This is a genomic window from Bacillus sp. FSL R9-9492, from assembly GCF_038007365.1.
Lineage (GTDB): Bacteria > Bacillota > Bacilli > Bacillales > Bacillaceae_G > Bacillus_A > Bacillus_A mycoides.
This window is the reverse complement of record NZ_JBBOXC010000001.1, coordinates 317,501-342,927: the sequence shown is the minus strand read 5'-3', so window position 1 is coordinate 342,927 and position 25,427 is coordinate 317,501. Positions and strand designations below refer to the sequence as shown.

General features: G+C 38.7%; 20 protein-coding genes, 2 rRNA genes, 1 pseudogene and 1 riboswitch (1 of these 24 cut by a window edge). Of the genes and pseudogenes, 4 read left to right on the top strand and 19 right to left on the bottom strand.

All coding sequences use genetic code 11. The annotated features are described in order from the left end of the window. Positions 1–105: 105 nt before the first annotated feature. The 5 genes from MKY70_RS01850 to MKY70_RS01830 form a co-directional block, all read right to left on the bottom strand. A complete protein-coding gene (locus tag MKY70_RS01850) occupies positions 106–876 on the bottom strand; it encodes a TSUP family transporter (RefSeq protein WP_341022759.1) in 771 nt (256 codons plus the stop codon). Between the two features lie 94 nt (positions 877–970). Further along, the gene (locus tag MKY70_RS01845; protein WP_063217654.1) at positions 971–2,167 is read right to left on the bottom strand and encodes a CamS family sex pheromone protein; all 1,197 of its coding nucleotides are present in this window, start codon (positions 2,165–2,167) and stop codon (positions 971–973) included. Positions 2,168–2,183: 16 nt separating this feature from the next. After that, positions 2,184–4,193, bottom strand: a complete 2,010-nt coding sequence (gene ligA, locus MKY70_RS01840) for an NAD-dependent DNA ligase LigA (RefSeq protein ID WP_002010032.1) — start codon at positions 4,191–4,193, stop codon at positions 2,184–2,186. A 15-nt stretch (positions 4,194–4,208) separates the two neighbouring features. Beyond that, on the bottom strand, positions 4,209–6,440 hold the full coding sequence (gene pcrA, locus MKY70_RS01835; RefSeq protein ID WP_060748969.1) for a DNA helicase PcrA: 2,232 nt from the start codon (positions 6,438–6,440) through the stop codon (positions 4,209–4,211). A gap of 12 nt (positions 6,441–6,452) precedes the next feature. Then, positions 6,453–7,142, bottom strand: a complete 690-nt coding sequence (locus tag MKY70_RS01830) for a heptaprenylglyceryl phosphate synthase (protein WP_002029470.1) — start codon at positions 7,140–7,142, stop codon at positions 6,453–6,455. A gap of 482 nt (positions 7,143–7,624) precedes the next feature. Here MKY70_RS01830 and MKY70_RS01825 point away from each other — a divergent pair, with 482 nt between their 5' ends. From MKY70_RS01825 to MKY70_RS01815, 3 genes are all read left to right on the top strand, one after another. Further along, positions 7,625–8,008 carry a YgaP family membrane protein gene (locus tag MKY70_RS01825; protein WP_002167052.1) on the top strand — a complete coding sequence of 128 codons (384 nt, stop codon included), beginning with the start codon at positions 7,625–7,627 and terminating at the stop codon, positions 8,006–8,008. 220 nt (positions 8,009–8,228) lie between these two features. Continuing rightward, positions 8,229–9,074, top strand: a complete 846-nt coding sequence (locus MKY70_RS01820; RefSeq protein WP_002063557.1) for an SPFH domain-containing protein — start codon at positions 8,229–8,231, stop codon at positions 9,072–9,074. Between the two features lie 15 nt (positions 9,075–9,089). Next, on the top strand, positions 9,090–9,254 hold the full coding sequence (locus tag MKY70_RS01815) for a toxin-antitoxin system HicB family antitoxin (protein ID WP_001085171.1): 165 nt from the start codon (positions 9,090–9,092) through the stop codon (positions 9,252–9,254). 36 nt (positions 9,255–9,290) lie between these two features. On the opposite strand, the gene purD is transcribed toward MKY70_RS01815, so the two are convergent. From purD to purE, 12 genes are all read right to left on the bottom strand, one after another. Further along, entirely contained in the window at positions 9,291–10,562 is a 1,272-nt protein-coding gene (gene purD / locus MKY70_RS01810; RefSeq protein ID WP_341022752.1) for a phosphoribosylamine--glycine ligase, read from the bottom strand. A 535-nt stretch (positions 10,563–11,097) separates the two neighbouring features. Beyond that, positions 11,098–12,633 carry a bifunctional phosphoribosylaminoimidazolecarboxamide formyltransferase/IMP cyclohydrolase gene (gene purH, locus MKY70_RS01805; RefSeq protein ID WP_341022749.1) on the bottom strand — a complete coding sequence of 512 codons (1,536 nt, stop codon included), beginning with the start codon at positions 12,631–12,633 and terminating at the stop codon, positions 11,098–11,100. A gap of 24 nt (positions 12,634–12,657) precedes the next feature. Beyond that, complete coding sequence (purN, locus tag MKY70_RS01800) at positions 12,658–13,245, bottom strand: phosphoribosylglycinamide formyltransferase (protein ID WP_002124872.1); 588 nt, start codon at positions 13,243–13,245, stop codon at positions 12,658–12,660. Further along, a complete protein-coding gene (gene purM, locus MKY70_RS01795) occupies positions 13,242–14,282 on the bottom strand; it encodes a phosphoribosylformylglycinamidine cyclo-ligase (RefSeq protein WP_002010019.1) in 1,041 nt (346 codons plus the stop codon). Before purM ends, purN begins: the two co-directional genes overlap by 4 nt. A gap of 100 nt (positions 14,283–14,382) precedes the next feature. Further along, entirely contained in the window at positions 14,383–15,798 is a 1,416-nt protein-coding gene (gene purF, locus MKY70_RS01790) for an amidophosphoribosyltransferase (RefSeq protein WP_002124870.1), read from the bottom strand. Beyond that, complete coding sequence (gene purL / locus MKY70_RS01785) at positions 15,783–18,002, bottom strand: phosphoribosylformylglycinamidine synthase II (RefSeq protein WP_061676125.1); 2,220 nt, start codon at positions 18,000–18,002, stop codon at positions 15,783–15,785. The genes purF and purL overlap by 16 nt, the downstream gene beginning before the upstream one ends. Further along, positions 17,986–18,669, bottom strand: coding sequence for a phosphoribosylformylglycinamidine synthase subunit PurQ (gene purQ, locus MKY70_RS01780; protein WP_002140189.1), 684 nt, complete (start codon positions 18,667–18,669; stop codon positions 17,986–17,988). Before purQ ends, purL begins: the two co-directional genes overlap by 17 nt. Beyond that, entirely contained in the window at positions 18,666–18,920 is a 255-nt protein-coding gene (gene purS / locus MKY70_RS01775) for a phosphoribosylformylglycinamidine synthase subunit PurS (protein WP_000278823.1), read from the bottom strand. The genes purQ and purS overlap by 4 nt, the downstream gene beginning before the upstream one ends. Beyond that, positions 18,913–19,632: a phosphoribosylaminoimidazolesuccinocarboxamide synthase gene (gene purC, locus MKY70_RS01770; protein WP_002029482.1), complete on the bottom strand. Its 720-nt coding sequence runs from the start codon at positions 19,630–19,632 to the stop codon at positions 18,913–18,915. Before purC ends, purS begins: the two co-directional genes overlap by 8 nt. 88 nt (positions 19,633–19,720) lie before the next feature. Next, a complete protein-coding gene (purB, locus tag MKY70_RS01765; RefSeq protein ID WP_002139387.1) occupies positions 19,721–21,028 on the bottom strand; it encodes an adenylosuccinate lyase in 1,308 nt (435 codons plus the stop codon). Beyond that, entirely contained in the window at positions 21,025–22,176 is a 1,152-nt protein-coding gene (gene purK, locus MKY70_RS01760; RefSeq protein WP_341022741.1) for a 5-(carboxyamino)imidazole ribonucleotide synthase, read from the bottom strand. Before purK ends, purB begins: the two co-directional genes overlap by 4 nt. Then, a complete protein-coding gene (gene purE, locus MKY70_RS01755) occupies positions 22,173–22,658 on the bottom strand; it encodes a 5-(carboxyamino)imidazole ribonucleotide mutase (protein WP_002167058.1) in 486 nt (161 codons plus the stop codon). The genes purK and purE overlap by 4 nt, the downstream gene beginning before the upstream one ends. A 110-nt stretch (positions 22,659–22,768) precedes the next feature. Then, positions 22,769–22,870: riboswitch (purine riboswitch) on the bottom strand. Between the two features lie 298 nt (positions 22,871–23,168). Here purE and MKY70_RS01750 point away from each other — a divergent pair. Then, positions 23,169–23,422 (top strand): annotated as a pseudogene (locus MKY70_RS01750) (hypothetical protein). Positions 23,423–23,465: 43 nt separating this feature from the next. Here the strand turns inward: MKY70_RS01750 and rrf are convergent. Both rrf and MKY70_RS01740 read right to left on the bottom strand, forming a co-directional pair. Beyond that, positions 23,466–23,581, bottom strand: a 5S ribosomal RNA gene (rrf, locus tag MKY70_RS01745). Positions 23,582–23,631: 50 nt separating this feature from the next. Further along, positions 23,632–25,427, bottom strand: a 23S ribosomal RNA gene (locus tag MKY70_RS01740) (it continues 1,126 nt past the right edge of the window).

The window sequence follows — 25,427 nt, the reverse complement described above, 5'->3', positions numbered from 1 at the left end:
TACACGATAATTTAGATTTATTCAAATATTCCTAGACTTATATTTTAAAAATTAATAAATTTTTAAAATATAATAAAAAAAAGAGATTCATACATACGTATGAATCTACAAAATATGAGTATATTCCAAAACATTTTTCCCGATTAATAAAATAGTAACTAATAAAAATAAAGTCCTTACATATCCAACACCTTTTTGAACCGCAAACTTCGATCCAAAATAAGCACCTAAAATCATTGATAAGCCCATAATTATACCGTATTCAAAATGAATCACATCTAAAAATAAAAAAGTAATTAAAGATACGATATTACTAACGAAGTTCAAAAGTTTTCCAGATGCTGCCGCTTGAATAAAATCCAAACCAATTAATAAAAATGCAAAAATTAAAAAGGATCCTGTCCCTGGTCCAAAAAATCCATCATAAAATCCTATCATTAAAATAACAAAGAAAAACATTAATGTTTTTCCTTTTGTCATCTTTTTATAGGTAGATGCACTTCCCCAATCTTTTTTCGCAATAATATAAATGGCAATAAAAACCAACATTATGAGCACTAGTGGACGCAAAATATCAGGCGGAATAAACTTTACTACTAAAGCCCCTGCGACTGCTCCAATAATAGTTAACGGGATTAACTTTCCTACAATCCGAAAATTCACCTTACCTGATCGAATAAAATAAATTGTGCTCGTAAGCGTCCCCATCGTTGCAGCTAATTTATTCGTTGCGATTGCCGAAGCTGGTGATAAACCAACAAACATAAGTGCAGGAAGCGAAATTAACCCTCCCCCTCCAACAACCGAATCAATAAAAGCAGCTAAAAATCCGAATGCAATTAATAAAATAATGACTTGAAAGCTTAGTTCTTCCATGAATTTGCCCCTTACCCCTTTATTTGTAACATTTAAAATTATAACAAAATTTTTCAAGAAAAAAAGCTGTTCCTTTATGGAACAGCTCTCATCTTTAATCTAAAATTTTCACAAACGGTTCATCTTGCTTCGCTTCACGTATAATAATTGCTTCTGGGCGTTCTACAGATTTAATTGTTACTTGTACTTTCATATAATTCGGGAAGTATTCCATAACAAGTCCAGCTACATATTGTGTAAAACCAATCACTTCAGCTTTCCCATTGAATTGGACAGGAATATCGAGCTTCATTTCTCTTAATTCATCATCTCTATACATTCCAGTACCGATAACAGCTGTATAATCGCCTTGGAAATACTCACTTAACTTCGCTTTAAAGTTTGAAACCCTTGCAAGGTCTTCACGTTTATTATCCGCTTTTGCCTGTTCTGACGGGAACAAATAATATTTCTCATTGATTGGTTTCCAATCCTCAACCGTTTCACTACCTTTTTCTACCTTAGCATAAGAAACAAAATTCCCTGGTACAAGCGAAGACTTTGGACCTTGACGATAAATCGCAAATGTAACCGGAATATTTTTTATTTCAGGCTTTTTTTGCTGCATTACTTTCAAGATTTCTTGGGCCATCCTTTTCCCTTCAGCTAACATTTTTACATCTGGAATTGCAGCCTCACGCGGATAACCATGCTCTTCCTCATAATATTGAACAGAATTCATCGCTAATCCAACTACAATGCCACCACGTTCAACATCGTTCTCACCTTTTCTTACATAATAATCATGCTCTAAAATATTTGAGATATACATTGGACTTTTTTTATTCTTTACTTCTAGCGATTCTGATCCTTCACTTAAGGCTGGATTCAACCCTACATTCGGAAATTTAACTGCATCTTTTTTCAACTTGTCCTCTAGCTCTTTTTGTTCAGCGTCTGTACGCTTTCTTTTTACAAGCATTTGAACACTTTGAGTATCTAAAACGTCTCCGCCTTTAAAGAAATAATCTTTCGTGCTAAATGATTCTTTGGCAATACGCATTAATCCTGTTTCAAATTCATCTACATCTAGACGACTATTTAAACCTTGCACAACTAAACCACGTGCAGATCCTGCATTAAATGGAACTGTTGTCTTATAATATTCATCCGAAATCGAGTATTTCGGGATAACAGCTTGCTCTTTCGCTTTCCCCGATTTCTCAACTGTTTTTTCATCTTTATTAGAACCAATGCTACACCCACTTACAAGTAGGCTAAGACTTAATACTGCTAACGCTATTTTTTTCATCGTAAGTTTGCACCTCTTACTTATTCAGCTCTTGTAAGAACCTCTCTTCATTCCAAACTTCAACATTGTGCTTCTCTGCTTGCGCTAATTTCGAGCCTGCAGCTTCACCAGCAACAAGTAAATCCGTACTTTTACTAACACTTCCTGTTACTTTTCCACCTAATGCCTCAATTTTCTTCTTCGCTTCACTGCGGCCCATAACTTCTAATTTCCCTGTTAAGACGACAGTTTTTCCTGCGAAGTACGATTCAACATTTTGTAAATCAGCAATTTTTATACCTTTGTATGCCATGTTCACGCCATACTCTTTAAATTGTTGTAATAGCTCTAATACGTCTTCATTATCGAAATACGTTACAACGGATTGAGCCATTTTTTCACCAATCTCATTAATTGTTTTTAATTCTTCTTCCGTCGCTTTCACAAGCTCATCCATCGTTTCGAAATGCTCAGCAAATGTACGTGCCGCTTTCGCACCGACATGACGAATACCAAGACCGAATAATAATCGCTCTAATGAGTTTTCCTTAGAATTCTCAATTGCTTGGACTAAATTTGTTGCTGATTTTTCACCGAAACGTTCTAGTTCTAATAATTGCTCTTTCGTCAATGAATATAAATCAGCAAACGTACGAATATAATCCGCATCAAAGAGTTGTGTAATTACACGTTCTCCAAGTCCATCAATATTCATTGCATTTCTTGAAACGAAATGGATTAATCCTTCACGAATTTGAGCTGGGCAAGTCGGATTTATACATCGAAGTGCTACTTCTTCTTCTAAACGAACAAGTTCACTCTCACATGCTGGACAATGCGTTGGCATATGATATTCTTCTTCCTCACCAGTACGCTTATCAAAAATAACGTTCACAACTTCAGGAATGATATCTCCAGCCTTTTTCACAACAACGTAGTCACCAATTCGAATATCCTTTTCACGAATTAAATCTTCGTTATGTAAAGAAGCACGACGAACGATAGTACCAGCCACTCTAACTGGCTCGAGCTCTGCAGTTGGTGTTACAACTCCTGTGCGGCCGACACTTAATTCAATCCCTGTTAATCTCGTCACAACTTCTTCAGCTGGGAATTTATAAGCTATTGCCCATCTTGGACTCTTTGCTGTAGTTCCTAAGCTTTCTTGAATAGCAACATCGTCTACTTTTATAACGATTCCGTCAATCTCATAATCAAGATGCGGGCGTTTTTCTTGCCACTCTTCTACATAGGCTATTACGTCTTCAATTGTTTCACATGTACGACGATTTGGATTCGTCTTAAATCCAAGCTCACCTAAGAAATCCAGTGATTCACTGTGGGATGGAATTGTTTTTTCTTCTACATTAGCAAGACCATACACAAACATAGATAAGTTACGCTTCGCTGCAATTTTCGGATCAAGTTGGCGTATCGATCCTGCTGCCGCATTACGTGGATTCGCAAATACATCTTCACCATTTTGCTCTTTTTCTTCATTTAATTTAACGAATGAACGCTTCGGCATATAAGCCTCGCCTCGTGCTTCTAACGTTACTTCTTCATTTAAACGCAGCGGGATAGCTTTAATCGTTTTTAAGTTTTGGGTAATATCTTCACCCGTTATACCATCACCACGTGTTGCTCCTTGAATGAAGCGCCCTTTTTCATAATGAAGTGAAACAGCAAGTCCGTCAATTTTTAATTCGCATATATATCTTACATTCGCATCATCAATTCCCTGATGTACTCTTCGATCAAAATCACGCAAATCTCCTTCATTAAACGCGTTTCCTAAACTTAACATTGGTGATTTATGCGTTACCTTTTCAAATATATCAAGAACAGTCCCCCCAACGCGAATGGAGGGAGAGTCTTCACTCATAAACTCTGGGTTCTCTGCTTCTAATTTTATAAGCTCCTGCATATCACGGTCATATTCCGCATCAGAAACAGAAGGATTGTCTAATACGTGATATTGATAGTTAAATGTATTTAACAAATCACGCAGTTCTTCTATACGTTTTTTGGCTATCTCTTTTGACATATCCTCAGTCCTTTCCTATTGTTTCGTCACAGGTGCAAATTTTGCTAATAAACGTTTAATACCAATTGGGCTTGGGAATGCAATATCTAATTCTTTTGAATCACCTTCACCCTTTACACTTACAACTGTACCGACTCCCCACTTCTGGTGAGCTGCTTTATCGCCTATTCCCCAGCCAATTTGCTCGCCACCTGTCGTCTTAACAGCCGGACGCGCGAAAGCTGAACGAGAACGTGTTGTAGTTGCGCTTGTCGTTCTTCCCTTTGCACCAAACGAAGTTTCACGCTTCGGTGCTGTTTCGTTTAATGGTTCTACTAATTCTGCCGGAATTTCTGTAATAAATCGAGATGCTGCATTCATACTTGTTCTACCAAATAAAGTACGCATTTGAGCATTGGATAAGTATAGCTCTTCTTCTGCACGAGTAATACCTACATAGGCAAGACGACGCTCTTCTTGCATTTCATCCTCTTCCATAAGAGAACGAGTATGCGGGAATATCCCTTCCTCTAAGCCAACAATAAAGACAACTGGGAACTCTAATCCTTTTGCTGAGTGCATCGTCATTAAAATAACTTCTTCACCAGCAGTTGGATCTTCATCTACACGATCAATATCAGCAACAAGAGCTAAGTCTGTTAAGAATGCAACAAGGCTCTTATCTTCGCTTTGGGATTCAAATGTTTGTGTAACAGATAAAAACTCGTCTAAGTTTTCTAAACGACCTTCTGCTTCTAAAGATCGCTCATTTTTCAGCATATCGCGATAGCCTGTCTTTTCAATAACTTCTTCTACTAATTCTGTAACAGATAAATACTCTTGCATATTTACCCAGTTGTGTAATAAACTTGCGAATTCTTTTACTGCTTTTGTTATTTTTGCACTTACACCAACATGCTCAATCTCATCAAATACAGCAGTTAATGAGATTCCGTTTTGCACACCATAATTAATAATTTTATCGATAGAAGTCGCACCAATCCCGCGCTTTGGCATGTTAATAATACGTGCAAAACTAATCTCATCATCTGGATTCCCAATTAAACGTAAGTACGCCAAAATGTCTTTAATCTCTTTACGATCATAGAACTTAGTACCGCCGACAATTTTGTAAGGGATATTAGATTTTAGGAAAATCTCCTCAATCATACGAGACTGGGCATTTGTACGATATAACACTGCAAAATCAGTATATTTTCGGTTCCCCATTTGAATATCGTCACGAATTTTTTTCGCAACAAAATACGCTTCGTCCTTTTCGGTTGCAGCACGATAATACGAGATTTTGCTTCCAATTTGATTTTCTGTCCATAATTTCTTCGGTTTACGGTTTGAATTTTTTTCAATTACAGCATTAGCTGCATTTAAAATATTTTGTGATGAACGATAGTTTTGTTCTAACAGAATAACTTGTGCATTCTCATAGTCTTTTTCGAATGACAAAATGTTAGAAATGTCAGCCCCGCGCCAGCGGTAAATAGACTGATCCGAATCACCAACAACACAAAGGTTTTTAAAACGTGATGCCAAATGTTTAACAAGAAGGTACTGAGCTTTGTTCGTATCTTGATACTCATCAACGTGAATATATTGGAATTTACGCTGATAAAACTCTAGTACTTCTGGAACACGTTCAAATAGCTGAATCGTCGTCATAATTAAATCATCAAAGTCTAATGAGTTATTTTTCAAAAGACGTTTTTGATATTCTGTATATACATCGCTCGTTAATTTTTCATATGGATCAGCGGTTGTAATTTTTTTTGCATATTTATCTGCAGATAACAGTTCATTTTTCGCATTGCTAATACCCGCTAAAATAGAGCGCGGCTCAAACTTCTTCGGGTCAATATTGCGCTCCTTCATAATTTTTTTTACTACAGTTAACTGATCACCTGAATCTAAGATTGTAAAGTTACGATTAATACCAATGCGGTCAATATCACGTCGTAAAATACGTACGCACATAGAGTGGAACGTAGAAATCCAAATATCTTCTGCTTCTGGTCCAACAAGTTTATCAATACGCTCACGCATTTCACGAGCAGCTTTATTTGTAAAGGTAATTGCTAGTACATTCCATGGCGCCACACCTTTTTCACCAAGTAAATATGCAATACGGTGTGTTAACACACGTGTTTTCCCACTACCTGCGCCTGCCATTAATAGAAGTGCTCCATTTGTTGTTTGTACTGCTTTTTGTTGCTGCGGATTTAAACCATTTAATAACTTATCTGTCGTACTCATATGTGCCTGCACCTACTCTCCTTTTACTGCTTTAACTGTTTTTAATGCCGATTTTATATCATCATAAATAATATTTCCAACAACTACTGTATCAGCATACTGTGCCATTTCTTTCGCTTGTTCTGCATTAGAAATACCACCGCCATAATATAGCTTAGCTTGTTTCAATTCTGCTTTTACATTTTTAACAAGCTCAATGTCTCCATACGTCCCGCTATATTCTAAATAGAATATCGGTAAATGTAATAGCTTGTCTGCTAAACGCGCATATGCAATAACATCATCTTCTGTTAAATCACATTTTGCATCTGTAAGCTGGGCTACTTTCGCTTCTGGGTTTAAAACACAATACCCTTCCATGTAAATTTCGTCCCAGTCCATAATATCCCCAAATTCTTTCAATGCCTCATGATGAACACCTGTTACCCATTCTACTTTTCGGCTATTTAAAACACTTGGGATGTAATAAAAATCAAATCCTGGTGTAATTGCCTCCACATCAGAAACCTCTAACACACAAGGCACTGCATATCTACGAATGCTAACTAGCATGTGTAATACGTTATCAATTGTTATACCGTCACTTCCGCCTACAATAACAGCATCCGTTCCAGATTCACAAATCATTTCTAAATGTTCGTCACTTAACTCCTTATTTGGATCAAGCTTAAATACATGTTTCCATTTGGAAATATCGTACATGAAAACACCCTTTCTTTTCTCTAGTTATATAATTTCTGTTCAAAATAACAGTTAATTTTTATCAAGATTTTTTACATTCCTTGCTATATCTTTACCGGACTGGCGTATGCAACGATGAAATACGACAGCTATCTTTACCGGACTTTTTGAACTTCCCTACTATATTTGTTCAAAAAGGAGGATATAGAGAGCCGAGCAGATCGAGGCGCATTCGCCAGGAGGAACGGAATGTAGTTTTCCCTACATGAGTACCGGACTGGCGTATGCAACGATGAAATGCGACAGCTATCTTTACCGGACTTTTTGAACTTCCTTTTACGCATTCTTTCATTATAACAAAAAAAACTACCTACACACACGCCCAATCCAACATCTTTTTCAACGTCAAATGTTGGATTACATATCAAAAAACTTATACGGAATACTAACAAATGAAATAGTATTTTCTATTTCGAAGTTAATTAAAAAGGAGTGTTTTTCTAATGAAGCAAAACATCGGCACAATTAGTGCTCTAATTCGAATTACACTCGGACTCATCCTCTTCGGTTGTAGTACAGCTAAACTCGTACGTAAACCTTGGTGCACTTGGTCTAAAGTTTTGCTATGGATTGGTGCCATGAAAATTGCGGAGGGGATCGTTCGTTTCTGCCCTATTGTTGAAGCCTGTAAGTTTGGAAAATATATGAATATGAGCGCATTTAAAATGCCTAGCATGAATTTCACTGAAAAAGGACATAATAAAGAAGAAGTTAATTCAGCTTCCAGTCATGACAAGCCAAAGGCAAAGTCAGATGGAAGTTATGACACTTCTGACAAAGAGATTGAGTCAGCGATTGAAGAATTAATCCTGGCAAAACCGCTTTGAATCATTTGTCACGATGCAAGATGCTCTCAAAGGGACTTAGCTGCTGCAGTGGGCAGCTAAGTCTTCTTTATTTTACCACGAAACAGAACGTACATTCTTGTTTTTGCCCTTAAAACGTACATAAAAGATATCAAACAATAAAATTCAGAAAATTAGGTGTAACCCTCTTGCATGTAATGATATAAAAGTGATATCATTTTTATATCAAGGAGGCGATCATATGAAAGAAAAACAAGTATTTTATGTTAATGGATTTCTCGGCGTTATTGGAATTTTAGTTTTAGCCGCTATCGGTGTATTTTGCCTTGTACAAGAAATGTTTGTAATAGCTATTTTAGCTCTCATATTAGCATCTGTTTTAGCTACAGGTATCGGTATCGTTCAACCGAATCAAGCGAAAGTTATTACGTTCTTCGGTAGTTATTTAGGAACAATTCGTCAAAATGGTTTATTTTTAACAATTCCATTCGCTTTTCGTCAAACTGTATCTTTACGTGTTGAAAACTTTAACAGTAAGAAATTAAAAGTAAACGATGTTGAGGGCAATCCAATTGAAATTGCAGCCGTTATCGTATATAAAGTTGTTGATTCCGCAAAAGCAATGTTTGGTGTTGAGCATTACGATCGATTCGTAGAAATTCAAAGTGAAACAGCAATCCGCCACGTTGCTACAAAATATCCTTATGATAATTTCCAAGATGAAACTTGCATCACGTTACGAGGAAATACTGAAGAGATCTCTGAAGAATTAAAGCGTGAGTTAGAAGCACGACTTGAAATCGCTGGCGTAGAAGTATTAGAAACTCGTTTAACACATTTAGCTTACGCAACAGAAATTGCCCATGCAATGCTCCAGCGTCAACAAGCAAAAGCAGTATTAGCTGCTAGAAAAGAGATTGTTGAAGGTGCTGTGAAGATGGCGAAAGATTCAATCCATATGTTAGATGAAGAAGGCGTACTGGAACTCGATGACGAGCGTAAAGCAAATATGGTGAACAATTTATTAGTTGCCATCGTTTCAGATAAAGGTGCGCAACCAGTTATTAATACAGGAAGCCTATACTAAAGGTTGTAAGTGATTATGGCCAAAAAGAAAAGCTTTCCATTACGTATTGATCCTGAATTACACGCAGTCATCGAAAAATGGGCGAATGATGAGTTTCGTAGCGTCAATGCACACATCGAGTATTTACTTCGAGAAATGGCAAAGCAAAAAGGGAAATTAAAAAAAGATAAAGATGCATAAAAATCCCGCTGAGAAATCAGCGGGATTTTTTATACATTAGCTTTTCATCATCTCATGCCCAATTGCACGATATCCTATATCACTTCGGTAAAATAGACCATCACTCTCAATTTTACCGATTTCTTTATATACTTTATCTTTCGCTTCTTGTAAACTATTCGCCTTGCAAGCAACAAATAATACACGGCCACCGTTTGTTACAAAGTCACCATGTTTCATCGCTGTACCCGCATGGAAAACTATTACATCTTGCAGTGCATCTAATCCGTTAATAATTTCACCTTTTTTATATGCTTCTGGATATCCTTTCGAAGCAAGTACGACACCAATAACTGCTTCCTTTGACCATTGTAACGTTAATTCACTTTCATCTAATACAGCGTTACATACATCAACTAAATCATTTTCTAAGCGTGGTAATACAACTTCCGTTTCAGGATCGCCAAAGCGTGCATTGAACTCAATTACCTTTGGACCATCATTTGTTAAAATAAGACCTGCGTATAAAATACCTGTAAACGAACGGTTTTCTGCAATCATCGCCTTGGCAGTTGGGTGTAATACTGTTTGAATCGCTTCTTGAACTGCTGATTCTGGAATTTGTGGTACTGGAGAATATGCACCCATTCCGCCTGTATTCGGACCTTTATCAGCATCAAAAGCGCGTTTATGATCTTGAGCAATTACCATCGGATGTACGGTTGTTCCATTTACGAATGCCATTAATGAAAATTCTTGTCCATCTAGAAACTCCTCAATAACGACCTTCTTGCTTGCTTCACCGAATTTCACATCTTGCAGCATTTCTTTCACAGCTTGTAATGCATCTTCAAGCGTCATTGCTACTGTTACACCTTTACCAGCAGCTAAACCATCTGCCTTAATTACAATCGGTGCACCAACTTTTTGAATATACTTTACTGCTTCTTCATAGTCTGTAAAAGTTTCATATGCCGCAGTTGGAATATCATACTTTTTCATCAATTCTTTCGTAAAAGCTTTACTACCTTCAATAACAGCAGCCGCTTTATTAGGTCCAAATACACGAAGTCCCTCTTCCTTAAAGCAATCAACGATTCCATTCATAAGTGGAATTTCTGGTCCAACGAAAGTTAAGCCTACATTGTTTTCTTTTGCGAATAAGACTAATGCATCAAAATCATTCTCATCAATATCAACTGGTGTTGCAACGTCTCGCATACCTTCATTACCTGGCGCTACATATATTTTTTCTACCTTTTCAGATTGTGCAAACTTCCAAGCTAAAGCATGCTCACGTCCACCACGGCCAATTACTAAAACATTCATATTTCATCCCCCAATAATTAAATAAGTACAAACTAGAAGCTATGCTCCTAGTTTGTTTTCATATCAATAAAAGTTTAAAAAGGAGGATCAAGAGAACCGAGCAGGTCAAGGCGCATTCGCCAGGAGGACACGGAGTGTAGCTTTCCTACATGAGTACCGCACTGGCATTGCAACGACGACATGCGACAGTTATCTTGACCGGAATTTTTTAACAACCGTATCAATAGAAAGTTAAAAAGGAGGATCAAGAGAACCGAGCAGGTCAAGGCGCATTCGCCAGGAGGACACGGAGTGTAGCTTTCCTACATGAGTACCGCACTGGCATTGCAACGACGACATGCGACAGTTATCTTGACCGGAATCTTTTAACAACCGTATCAATAGAAAGTTAAAAAGGAGGATCAAGAGAACCGAGCAGGTCAAGGCGCATTTGCCAGGAGGACACGGAGTGTAGCTTTCCTACATGAGTACCGCACTGGCATTGCAACGACGACATGCGACAGTTATCTTGACCGGACTTTTTTAACATCCTCTATTAGTGTTTGAAATGACGTACGCCAGTGAACACCATAGTAATCCCATACGCATCTGCCATTTTAATAGAATCTTCATCACGAATCGATCCGCCTGGTTGGATGATTGCTGTAATTCCAGCTTTTGCTGCTTCTTCTACTGTATCTGGCATTGGGAAGAAAGCATCAGATGCAAGTGCGCTACCTTGTGCTTTTTCGCCAGCTTGTGTAATTGCGATTTTTGCAGAACCTACACGGTTCATCTGTCCCGCACCTACACCAACTGTCATGTTATCATTCGCTAAAACAATTGCATTTGATTTCACATGTTTTACAACTTTCCAAGCTAGTTTTAAATCTTTCCATTCTTGCTCTGATGGTTCACGTTTCGTTGGAATTGAAATTGCGTCCTCATCTAATGATAACGTATCTTCTTCTTGAACAAGAAGACCACCTTGTACAGAAGTTAGTTTTTTGCTTGCACTTGTCGCTTTTTCAATATTTACAGTTAGTAAGCGTAAGTTCTTCTTACTTTGCAATACTTCTAAAGCTTCTTGTGAGAAAGAAGGTGCGATAACAATTTCTAAGAAAATTTCGTGTAACTTTTCTGCTGTAGCTTTATCAATTTCACGATTCGCTGCAATAATGCCTCCGAAGATTGATACTGGATCTGCTTCATAAGCGCGTGTGTATGCTTCATGAATATCCGTACCCACTCCAACACCACATGGATTCATATGTTTTACCGCTACTACTGCTGGTTCTGTAAATTCTTTCACGATGCTAAGTGCTGCATCCGCATCGTTGATATTGTTGTAAGATAATTCTTTACCGTGTAATTGTTCTGCATATGCAACAGAAGAAGTTGCTGCGAATGGCGCTTTATAGAACGTTGCTTTTTGATGTGGATTTTCGCCATAGCGTAAATCTTGTTTTTTCTCAAATGTCACCGTTAACGTTTCTGGGCTTTCTTCGCCCATTTGCTTTGTTAAGTAGTTAGAAATTAACGCATCATATGCCGCTGTATGACGGAATACTTTCGCTGCTAATTTACGTTTCGTTTCCTCTGTTACTTCACCGTTCTCTTTCAGTTCTGCTAATACAACATCATAATCTACTGGATCTACAACTACCGATACATATTTATGATTTTTCGCAGCAGAGCGAATCATTGTTGGGCCACCGATATCAATATTTTCAATTGCATCAGCAAATGTTACATCAAGCTTAGCGATTGTTTCTTTAAATGGGTATAAGTTAACAACAACAAAGTCAATTGGTTGAATACCTAATTCATTCATTTGCGCTACATGCATTTCATTATCACGAACTGCTAATAGACCACCATGAATATTTGGATGTAATGTTTTTACACGACCATCCATAATTTCTGGGAAACCAGTTACTTCAGAAATACCAATTACTTGCAAGCCGTTTTCTTCTAATAATTTTTTCGTACCACCTGTTGAAATAACTTCAATCCCTTGTTCAAGTAAACCTTTAACAAATTCTACTACCCCTGTTTTATCTGAAACACTTACTAATGCACGCTTTTTCATTTATCCTTCACCCCTGGTTGTATGTTAGTTAACAGTTGGTTTTTTCACAGACTGAACAATTTGATTCACTGTATTTACGTATAATTTATGTTCAACTTGTTGAATTTTCTTTTGTAAGCTTTCTCTCGTATCCCCTTCAGAAACAACTACTGCTTCTTGCGCAATAATTGGACCTGTATCCATACCTGCATCTACATAGTGAATCGTTACTCCGGTTACTTTCACACCCGCTTCTAACGCTTGACCAACAGCATCTTTCCCTGGAAAACTCGGTAGTAGTGATGGATGAATATTAATAATTTTCCCGCCGTACGCTTCTAGTAAAGTCGTTCCAATTAAACGCATATATCCAGCTAAAATAACATAATCAATTTCGTACTCTTCTAGCTTTTTTAATATCTCTTTTTCAAATGCTTCTTTTGACTCATATGCTTTCGCTGAAAAGGAAAAACACGGAATATGGTGATAGTGTGCCCGTCCAATAGCGCGTGCCTCTGGTTTATCACATACTAATAAACTAATATCTGCATCCAATATTTTGTCTTCTACCGCATTAATGAGAGATTGAAAGTTAGAGCCGCTCCCAGAAGCAAAAACTGCTAATCTACTCATACTTCTGTTCCCTCAATAAAGGTAACACCAGACCCTTGTACAGTGTGTCCAATAATATGAGCTTTCTCGCCTTGTTCCTCAAGAAGACGAACAATATCTTTTGCCTCTTCTTCCTTTACTGCTACTACCATACCAATACCCATGTTAAAAATATTGAACATTTCTTTCTCTTCTAGTTTTCCAACCTCTTGAAGTAAACTAAAAATCGGTTGAACTTGCCAAGATCCTAATTCAATTTCCGCACCGATTCCTTCTGGCAACATACGTGGAATATTTTCAATGAACCCGCCACCTGTAATATGCGCCATACCGTATACTTCATGTTTCTTCAATAGTTCTAAAATAGGTTTGACATAAATTTTCGTTGGTTTTAATAATTCTTCACCAAGAGGTAGTTCTAAGCGGCCGTAAATACGGTCTAAAGATAGTTCTCCATCTTCTAGTAATACTTTTCGTACTAAAGAATAACCGTTACTATGAATACCGCTAGATGCTAAGCCAATTAATACGTGACCAGCTTCAATTTTTTCACCTGTTACAATTTTCTTTTTATCAACAATTCCAACTGTAAAACCAGCTAAATCGTATTCTTCCGTAGAATACATTCCTGGCATTTCAGCTGTTTCTCCACCAATTAATGCACAACCAGCTTGGCGACAGCCCTCTGATATACCTTTGACGATGTTTTCAATTTTACTAGGTTCAGCTTTACCACAAGCAATATAATCAAGGAAGAAAAGCGGCTCTGCTCCTTGGACAACAATATCATTTACACACATTGCTACTGCATCAATACCAATTGTGTCATGTTTATCTGCCATAAAAGCGAGCATCAATTTCGTTCCCACGCCATCTGTTCCAGATACTAATACAGGTTCTTCTAATGCAAATTTTGATAGATCAAACATACCTCCAAAACCGCCTAAACCGCCTAGCACTTCTTTTCTCATTGTTGTTTGTACGTGTTTTTTCATGCGAGATACCGCTTCATATCCAGCTTCAATATCTACTCCTGCTTGCTTATATGCGTTCGCCATCGTTTTTTACACCTCGTCTTTTAATTTCTCCCCATCCAGGGCGGCCGTTTTAAGAAAGAAGCTAGCTTCTACATCAAAAGAAGTAGAAGCTTTTTTCTTCTTATTTCATACTTTCTAAAAGCTCTTGCTCATAATCATAAAGAGCTGTTGGATAGTCTCCATTGAAGTAAGCCATACATAGACCACCGTATTTCCCTTCATATGGGCGTCCAATTGCATCTACTAATCCATCTTCACTTAAAAATGTTAGTGAATCTGCTCCGATGATTTGACGGATTTCTTCTATTGAATTATTTGCTGCGATTAATTCTTTTCTCGTTTGAATATCAATGCCATAGAAGCATGGATACTTAAGAGGTGGTGAAGCAATTCTTACATGGACTTCTGTCGCTCCAGCCTCGCGAAGCATACGAACAATTCGTTTACTTGTCGTTCCTCTTACGATAGAATCGTCAATCATAACAACTCGTTTTCCTTCAACTACGCCTCTTACTGCTGAAAGCTTCATCTTAACCCCTTGCTCACGCAGTTCTTGAGAAGGTTGAATAAACGTACGTCCAACGTAACGATTTTTAATTAACCCTAACTCATACGGAATCCCTGTCGCCTCCGCATAACCAATTGCTGCTGAAATACTAGAGTCTGGTACACCAGTAACAACATCAGCTTCAATAGGAGCTTCCGCCGCTAAACGTTTCCCCATGTTTTTACGTGCTGCATGAACATTAATACCAGCTATATTAGAATCTGGACGTGCAAAGTAAATGTATTCCATACTGCAAATCGCATGGTCTACTTCATTTGTAAAACGATCTACGTGAATTCCTTCATCATTGATAATAAGCAATTCACCAGGTTCTACATCACGAATGTATGTTGCACCAACTACATCGAAAGCACATGTTTCCGATGCTACAACGTAAGCATCCCCCATCTTTCCAATTGAAAGAGGACGGAATCCATTTGGATCTAGCGCAACGATCATTTCATTTCCAGTTAGTAAAAGATATGCAAACGCACCTTTCACTTTATTTAGAGCCTCTTTTACACTATCAATTAAAGAATCTTTTGTACTACGCTTAATGAGGTGTAAAAGTACTTCTGTATCTGAACTTGTTTGAAAAATACTTCCCTCTGCCTCTAATTCACGACGAAGCATTTTTGCATTAATTAAATTTCCGTTATGAGCTAACGCCATGCTATGATCAGAAAAACGGAATAATAATGGTTGAACGTTAGCAACTTCACTTCCACCAGCTGTTGCATATCGTACGTGTCCAATTGCTGATTTCCCGTTTAATCCCTCTAGCTCACCTCTTGAAAACACTTCTGATATTAAACCTAACCCCTTGTGACCGATGATTTTTTCCCCATTATTTACAACAATGCCTGCGCCCTCTTGCCCACGGTGCTGCAAACTGTGCAATCCGTAGTACGAAACTTGTGCTGCATTTTCATGCCCCCAAATTCCAAAAACGCCACATTCTTCATTTAACCCCTTTATTTCAGCAAGCATGGGATTGCCCCTTTCCAAGCCTTTCTCATTTCATCTACATTTGCTGTAAGTAATACTTCATTTTCTTCATTATGAATTGTTACTTCATTTGTATTTGTCACTTCTCCAACTTGAATTGCTTCAACCACTTTCTCAAATGCTTCTTTATTTTCACGTTTTACAGTTATAACGAAGCGAGATTGTGATTCTGCAAATAATACTGCTGTTGCTTCCCCATCTAATTTCACAGTAGCACCTAAACCGTTAGCACCAATTGCACTTTCAGTAATTGCAACTGCTAAACCACCTTCTGCAACATCATGTGCAGATTGAACAAGGCCAGCTTGAATTGCTGCTAGTACTTGCTTTTGGCGTTTTAATTCTACATCTAGATCGATGCTTGGTGATTGACCGAAAATTTTTCCGTAGATCATTTTCTGTAATTCACTTCCACCAAACTCAGCTTTCGTCTCTCCGATTACATAAACTAAATCGCCAGCTTGTTTAAATTCTTGTGTTGTTACGTGTTTTAAATCGTGTACAAGTCCAACCATCCCAACAGTTGGTGTTGGATATACAGCTTCACCACTACGCTCGTTATACATTGATACATTCCCGCCGATAACTGGCGTTTGTAACTTGCGGCAAGCTTCACTCATACCGTCTACTGATTTCTCAATTTGCCAGAAGATCTCTGGTTTTTCTGGGTTACCGAAGTTTAAGCAATCTGTAATTGCAAGTGGCTCCCCGCCAGAACATACGATATTACGTGCTGCCTCTGCCACTGCAATTTTACCGCCCACTTCTGGATCTAAATAAATGTAGCGAGAGTTACAATCTGTCGTCATTGCTAATCCTTTTTCTGTGCCGCGTACACGTATAACCGCTGCATCTGAACCTGGTGTAACGATTGTGCTAGTGCGCACTTGATAATCATATTGATCATATACCCACTCTTTACTTGCAATCGTTGGTTGTTGTAATAGAGCTAATAACGTTTCTTTATAATCTTCTACTTTTGGTGTTTCCATTTTCATCTGCTGGAACTCAGCAAAGTATGCTGCTTCTTTTGACGGTTTATGATAAATTGGTGCTTCTTCTGCAAGAGCATCCGCTGGTACTTCAGCTACCATTTCATCTTTATGGAATAATCGAAGCATTTTATCTTCAGTTACTTTCCCCATCGTAACTGCTGCAAGACCATACTTCTCAAATAAATCTACTATTTCTTGCTCTCTACCTTTTTTCACAACGATTAACATACGCTCTTGTGATTCAGATAACATCATTTCATATGGAGTCATTCCAGTTTCACGCTGTGGTACATCATCTAAGTACATTTCAATACCCATACCTGCTTTACTTGCCATTTCTGCAGAAGATGATGTTAAACCAGCAGCTCCCATATCTTGAATTCCAACAAGTGCATCAGACTGAATAAGTTCTAAACATGCTTCAATAAGAAGTTTCTCCATAAATGGATCCCCTACTTGAACTGCCGGACGCTTCGCTTCTGAGCTTTCAGATAACTCTTCAGATGCGAATGTTGCACCGTGAATACCATCACGACCAGTTGATGCTCCTACGTACATTACTGTATTACCAGCACCATGTGCTTGCCCTTTTTTTATATCTTCATGATTAATTAGGCCTACACACATTGCATTTACAAGTGGATTTCCTTCATAACATGGATCAAACTGTACTTCGCCGCCAACAGTAGGAATACCAATGCAGTTACCGTATCCTGCGATTCCTGCTACTACTTCTTCAAATAAATATTTCACGCGTGGTGATTGTAATTCACCGAAGCGAAGTGAGTTTAATAGAGCTACCGGACGTGCTCCCATAGAGAATACATCGCGAATAATACCACCGACACCTGTCGCTGCCCCTTGATATGGCTCAATTGCAGAAGGATGGTTATGACTTTCCATTTTAAATACAACCGCTTGATTATCACCGATATCTACAATTCCAGCGCCTTCTCCAGGTCCTTGTAAGACACGCTCACCTGTCGTTGGAAACTTACGAAGAACTGGCTTTGAATTTTTATAACTACAATGTTCAGACCACATAACAGAGAATAATCCCGTTTCTGTATAATTCGGCAAACGGCCTAAAATCTTTTCAACCATGGCAAACTCTTCGTCTGTTAGCCCCATTTCCGCATATATACGCTCTTCTTTAATTTGTGTTGGATTTGGCTCAAGCATTAACGACATATGTTTCCCTCCACTGTTTTAAGATAGATTGAAAGACTTTTAAACCTTCAGCACCGCCAAGTAATTCATCTACAGCACGCTCTGGGTGTGGCATCATACCAAGAACATTTCCTTTTTCATTTACAATACCTGCAATATCTGAAACGCTTCCATTCGGATTTTCTACGTAACGGAATGCGATTTGATTATTCTCTTCTAATTGTTTAAGAGTTGCTTCATCACAATAGTAATTCCCCTCACCATGTGCAATTGGAATATTGATTACTTCATTTTTTTCATATTGTGATGTAAACATAGTTTCATTATTTTCAACACGTAACTGAACCGTACGGCACATAAACTTTAAGTTTTCGTTTCTCATTAATGCTCCTGGTAGTAATCCTGATTCAACAAGAATCTGGAATCCATTACACACTCCTAAAATTGGCTTTCCTTGCTCAGCAGCTTTTTGCACTGCTTTCATTGCGTTAGCAAAGCGAGAAATAGCACCACAACGTAAATAGTCACCGTAAGAGAATCCACCTGGTAGTAAAATTGCATCATATTCATCTAAATTCTCTCTATCGTGCCAAACGTAATCTACTTCTTCACCAAGCTCATCTTTAATTGCATGGAACATATCGACATCACAGTTCGAACCTGGGAATACTATGACTGCAAATTTCACTGTGCGACAACCTCCTCAACTTCATAACGGAAGTCTTCCATTACAACGTTTGCTAATAATTTTTCACACATTTCTTTTACCTTGCTATCCAGATCAGATACTGATTTATCAATTGTTAATTCCATATATTTTCCGATTCGAACGTCTTGTACTTCTGTAAATGAAAGACTATGAAGCGCTCCCTTTACCGCAGTTCCTTGTGGATCTAATACACTTTCTCTTAACGTTACATATACCTTAACTTTATACATGTGAAGCTCCCCCTAAACGTTTTAAAATTTCTTCATATGCTTCTGTTAAATTCCCAAGATCACGACGGAATACATCTTTATCAAATTTTTCATTGCTCGTTTCATCCCATAAACGGCAAGTATCTGGTGAAATTTCATCTGCTAATATGATTTCCCCTTCTTCTGTTACGCCAAACTCTAATTTAAAATCTACTAATCTTACACGACAGCTTGCGAAATGCTCAATCATCACTTGATTGATTTGTAGAGCTGCATCTCGTAATACGCTTACTTGCTCTGGTGTTGCAACATTTAACAAACGAATATGATCTTCCGTTACAAGTGGATCTCCTAAATCATCATCTTTGTAGTAAAATTCTACGATTGGTGTTGTAAGAGCAGTTCCTTCTTCCATTCCTAGTCTTTTTGAAAGACTACCTGCAATTACGTTTCTTGTGACAACTTCTAATGGAATAATACTCACCTTTTTGACAAGTTGTTCTGTATCAGATAACTTCTCCACAAAGTGTGTTTTAATTCCAACTTCTTGTAACTTTCTGAACAATAAAGTTGTAATCTCATTGTTCAAACGACCTTTTCCTGTAATTGTCGCTTTTTTCTCCCCATTGAAAGCAGTCGCACTATCTTTGTACTCTACCCAAACCATATCTGCTGCTTCTGTACGATAAATTCTTTTTGCCTTACCTTCATACAGCAATTCTAGCTTTTGCATTTCGCAAGCCCCCTGTAGTTTGAAAAATGTGAATAATATTTTTATAAAGAATGGCACAGAATGACTCTATTCTGTGCCATATGAAATTTTACGCTTCGTTTAATCCAAGGCGTTCAAAGATTGTATCAACGTGTTGCATATGATGTTCATAATTGAAACATTCGTTAATTTCTTCTTGCGTTAACTTACTTGTAATACGCTCGTCAGATTCTACAAGCTCTTTAAATTGTACTTGTGTTTCCCAAGCTTCCATTGCTTTAGGCTGTACGATATCATAAGCTTCTTCACGTACCAGACCTTTGTCAATTAGTGTAAGCATTACGCGCTGAGAGTAAATTAAGCCGTATGTTCTTGTCATATTGCGTTTCATATTCTCTGGGAATACAGTTAAGTTTTTAACGATATTACCAAAGCGATTTAACATGTAATTTAACGCGATTGTAGCATCTGGTAAAATTACACGTTCTGCAGAAGAGTGAGAGATATCACGCTCATGCCATAACGGAACATTCTCGTAAGCTGTCATCATATAACCGCGGATAACACGAGCTAAACCAGTCATATTTTCAGATCCAATTGGATTACGTTTATGTGGCATTGCAGAAGAACCTTTTTGACCTTTTGCGAAAGCCTCTTCAACTTCACGTGTTTCACTCTTTTGTAAACCACGAATCTCAACTGCCATCTTTTCAACAGATGTTGCGATTAGTGCAAGTGTTGACATGTAATGTGCATGACGATCACGTTGCAATGTTTGTGTTGAAATTGGTGCTGCTTCTAATCCTAAGTTTTCACAAACATACTTTTCTACGAATGGATCAATATTTGCATATGTACCAACCGCACCAGATAATTTACCAACGCGAACTGTATCAGCAGCTTGTTTGAAACGCTCTACGTTACGTTTCATTTCTTCATACCAAAGACCAAGTTTTAAACCAAATGTTGTTGGCTCTGCATGTACACCGTGTGTTCTTCCCATCATGATCGTGTATTTATGCTCTTTCGCTTTATTAGCTAAAATACTAACAAAGTTTTCTAAGTCTTTTAACAAGATTTCATTTGCTTGTTTTAAGATATAAGATAACGCTGTATCTACTACGTCTGTAGATGTTAAACCGTAATGAACCCATTTACGTTCCTCGCCTAATGTTGGTGTTTCTGATACAGCACGAGTGAAAGCAACTACGTCATGACGTGTTTCTTTTTCAATTTCATAAATACGATCAATATCAAATGATGCATGTTCACGAATTTTTTTCACATCTTCTTTTGGAATATCGCCAAGCTCAGCCCATGCTTCACACGCTAAAATCTCAACTTCTAACCACGCTTTAAATTTGTTCTCTTCCGTCCAAATCGCACCCATTTCAGGGCGTGTATAACGATTAATCATCTTTTTCCCTCCAACAGTTGTTCTTGATGGTCCCAAATATGCAAACTCTTCGCTTTTTCTAGAGCGACTTCAATATTATCATTTAAAATATTAACATGCCCCATTTTCCGCTGTGCTTTTGCTTCTTCTTTTCCATACAAGTGTAAATAGCACCCGGTTAGTCTATTCACTTGTCCTAGGACCCCTTCTATATGTTCGCCTAAAATGTTAACCATGACAACTGGTTTTAACAAATTTGTTTCTCCAAGAGGTAAATTACAGATTGCTCGAATATGTTGACCAAATTGACTCGTTTCACATGCATCCTGTGTATAGTGTCCTGAATTGTGAGGTCTTGGTGCTAATTCATTAATGTAAATCTCATCGTCAGCTGTAGCAAACATCTCTACCGCTAGTGTTCCCACAAGTTCTAGTTCATCCGCAAGTACCTTTGCGTAAGCAATTGCTTTTTGAGAAAGTTCTTCTGTAATGCGGGCTGGAACGATAGATTCATGCAAAATGTTATTTACATGAATATTTTCCGCTACCGGAAATACTTTCGTTTCACCACTTACACTACGAATTACAATAACTGATACTTCTTTTTCAAAAGGCACCCATTTTTCTAGAATGCACTCTGCTTTATTAGTAAGTTCTTTTGCTCTCACAACATCAGCTTCACTCTTTAAAACCACTTGCCCTTTACCATCGTATCCACCTGTCGTTGTTTTTAAGACAGAAGGGAAAGATAACTCTTTAATTGCTTCTGTAAGTTGATCTTGATTTTGAACCAATCTATACGATGCTACTGGTAACCCAGCTTTTTCAATTGCATTCTTTTCTGTAAAACGATTTTGCGTTTTATTTAACAACTGACTACCTTGTGGTAAGTAAGCATGTTTTTCAAGCCATTGTAAACATCTATAATCAATATTCTCAAATTCATATGTGACAACGTCGCTTATCTCTGCTAAATGCTGAATTGCTTTTAAATCGTCATATGGTGCAACGACTTCAACATCAGCAACTTGTGCACATGGTGAATGCTTTGTAGGATCTAAAACAGCAATTTTATAACCCATTTCCTTAGCTGCCAACGCCATCATTCTTCCAAGCTGGCCGCCTCCAATAATGCCGATTGTTTTTCCAGGTAAAATGATTCTCGTCATACTAGCTCACTACCTTCACGCACAGTTTTCTCAATAGCTTCTCGTCTCAACTCTAATGCATCATGTATATCATCATGAAATGATCCAAGTATTTGTGCAGCAAGTAATCCAGCATTCGTTGAACCAGCCTTACCAATTGCAACAGTTGCAACTGGAACCCCTCCTGGCATTTGGACAATGGATAATAACGAATCTAGGCCGTTTAACGCCTTTGATTGAACTGGAACACCAATTACAGGAAGATTTGTCTTCGCTGCAACCATTCCTGGTAAATGCGCTGCTCCACCAGCTCCAGCAATAATAACTTTTACTCCACGTTCACGAGCTGTTTCTGCATATTCAAACATATAATCCGGAGTCCGATGAGCGGATACAACTTTTTTCTCATACGGTATATTTAATTCATCTAAAATGTCACAAGCATATTTCATTGTTTCCCAGTCTGACGTGCTTCCCATTATGACTCCAACTAGTGATTTCATATTAGAATCCCCCCGATTCAAATAAAAAAAGCCTGAAATAGAACAGTTTCTCTTTTACTATGAGAGAAAGTGCTCTACTCAGGCATACGTATCCCTTGTGAATAGAAAAATACCGAGTGACTTTCCCTCATAGTCTAACGAATAACGGTCGTTAGGTAGAGACTTGCAGGCCATATCCCCGCGATTATATGAGGTCTTATATATTATTGTTTCTATGGCTATATTAACAATATTTCATAAACAATGTCAATAAATAATCGAATGTTTTTTTATTAGTCATCGATAACGTTCGTGTTTTAGTTATATTCAAAAGAAGAATTGCAACTATATGCAAGAAGGAAAGGGAATTAGAATATATATTTCTAGAGATCTATTTTACGTATAACTATTTATATAATACTTCAGTATGTTTTAATCAATATATATACTCTCTTGTGTTCTATACATCGATAGAACCTATATTATAACGATTTAATTTCAAAGGAGGAATAACCGTGAAAAAAAATAACTGTGCTATTATCCTATTTATTTTTCTCCATCGCAGTAATTGCTGTAATTATTGAATGCTTATTTATATCATCCCATTTTTTCTACTCTCATTATTATGATAGAAATAATCTTTCCTATTCTTAGGGATTATTTTAGGAGCATTCGAAAAATCCGGAGCATAAAAAATCATTACCATTATTTTAAACTGCCTCTATTTCATTCTTTTTTCGTCTTTAGGATTATTAAATTTATGGATTTTAACCTTCGGTAAATAAAAATAAACACAAAAAAACCTAAGTCGAAACGACTTAGGTTTTTGCTTGGCGACGTCCTACTCTCACAGGGACAAGGTCCCAACTACCATCGGCGCTAGAGAGCTTAACTTCCGTGTTCGGTATGGGAACGGGTGTGACCTCTCTGCCATCATCACCAAACTGATGAAGGTATATTCCTTCAAAACTAGATAACATTAGCTTCATATTATATGGTTAAGTCCTCGATCTATTAGTATTCGTCAGCTCCACATGTCACCATGCTTCCACCTCGAACCTATCAACCTGATCATCTTTCAGGGATCTTACTAGCTTACGCTATGGGAAATCTCATCTTGAGGGGGGCTTCATGCTTAGATGCTTTCAGCACTTATCCCTTCCGCACATAGCTACCCAGCTATGCCCTTGGCAGAACAACTGGTACACCAGCGGTGCGTCCATCCCGGTCCTCTCGTACTAAGGACAGCTCCTCTCAAATTTCCTGCGCCCACGACGGATAGGGACCGAACTGTCTCACGACGTTCTGAACCCAGCTCGCGTACCGCTTTAATGGGCGAACAGCCCAACCCTTGGGACCGACTACAGCCCCAGGATGCGATGAGCCGACATCGAGGTGCCAAACCTCCCCGTCGATGTGGACTCTTGGGGGAGATAAGCCTGTTATCCCCGGGGTAGCTTTTATCCGTTGAGCGATGGCCCTTCCATGCGGAACCACCGGATCACTAAGCCCGACTTTCGTCCCTGCTCGACTTGTAGGTCTCGCAGTCAAGCTCCCTTATGCCTTTGCACTCTACGAATGATTTCCAACCATTCTGAGGGAACCTTTGGGCGCCTCCGTTACACTTTAGGAGGCGACCGCCCCAGTCAAACTGCCCACCTGACACTGTCTCCCGGGTCGATAAGACCCGTAGGTTAGAATTTCAATACAGTCAGGGCGGTATCCCACCAGCGCCTCCACCGAAGCTAGCGCTCCGGTTTCAATGGCTCCCGCCTATCCTGTACAAACTGTACCAAAATTCAATATCAGGCTACAGTAAAGCTCCACGGGGTCTTTCCGTCCTGTCGCGGGTAACCTGCATCTTCACAGGTACTATAATTTCACCGAGTCTCTGGTTGAGACAGTGCCCAAATCGTTACACCTTTCGTGCGGGTCGGAACTTACCCGACAAGGAATTTCGCTACCTTAGGACCGTTATAGTTACGGCCGCCGTTTACTGGGGCTTCAGTTCAGAGCTTCGCTTACGCTAACCCCTCTCCTTAACCTTCCAGCACCGGGCAGGTGTCAGCCCCTATACTTCGCCTTACGGCTTCGCAGAGACCTGTGTTTTTGCTAAACAGTCGCTTGGGCCTATTCACTGCGGCTTTCCGTTAAGAAAGCACCCCTTCTCCCGAAGTTACGGGGTCATTTTGCCGAGTTCCTTAACCAGAGTTCTCTCGCACACCTTAGGATTCTCTCCTCGCCTACCTGTGTCGGTTTGCGGTACAGGCACCTTTTATCTCGCTAGAAGCTTTTCTTGGCAGCGGGGAATCAAAGACTTCGCTCCATAAGGAGCTTCCCCATCACAGCTCAGCCTTCACGATAAGCGGATTTGCCTACTTATCAGCCTAACTGCTTGGACGTGCACAACCAATCGCACGCTTCTTCTATCCTTCTGCGTCCCTCCATTGCTCAAACGATAAAGAGGTGGTACAGGAATATCAACCTGTTGTCCATCGCCTACGCCTGTCGGCCTCGGCTTAGGTCCTGACTAACCCTGAGCGGACGAGCCTTCCTCAGGAAACCTTAGGCATTCGGTGGACGGGATTCTCACCCGTCTTTCGCTACTCATACCGGCATTCTCACTTCTAAGCGCTCCACCAGTCCTTCCGGTCTGACTTCACTGCACTTAGAACGCTCCCCTACCACTGATACCATTGGTATCAATTCGCAGCTTCGGTGGTGTATTTAGCCCCGGTACATTTTCGGCGCAGAGTCACTCGACTAGTGAGCTATTACGCACTCTTTAAA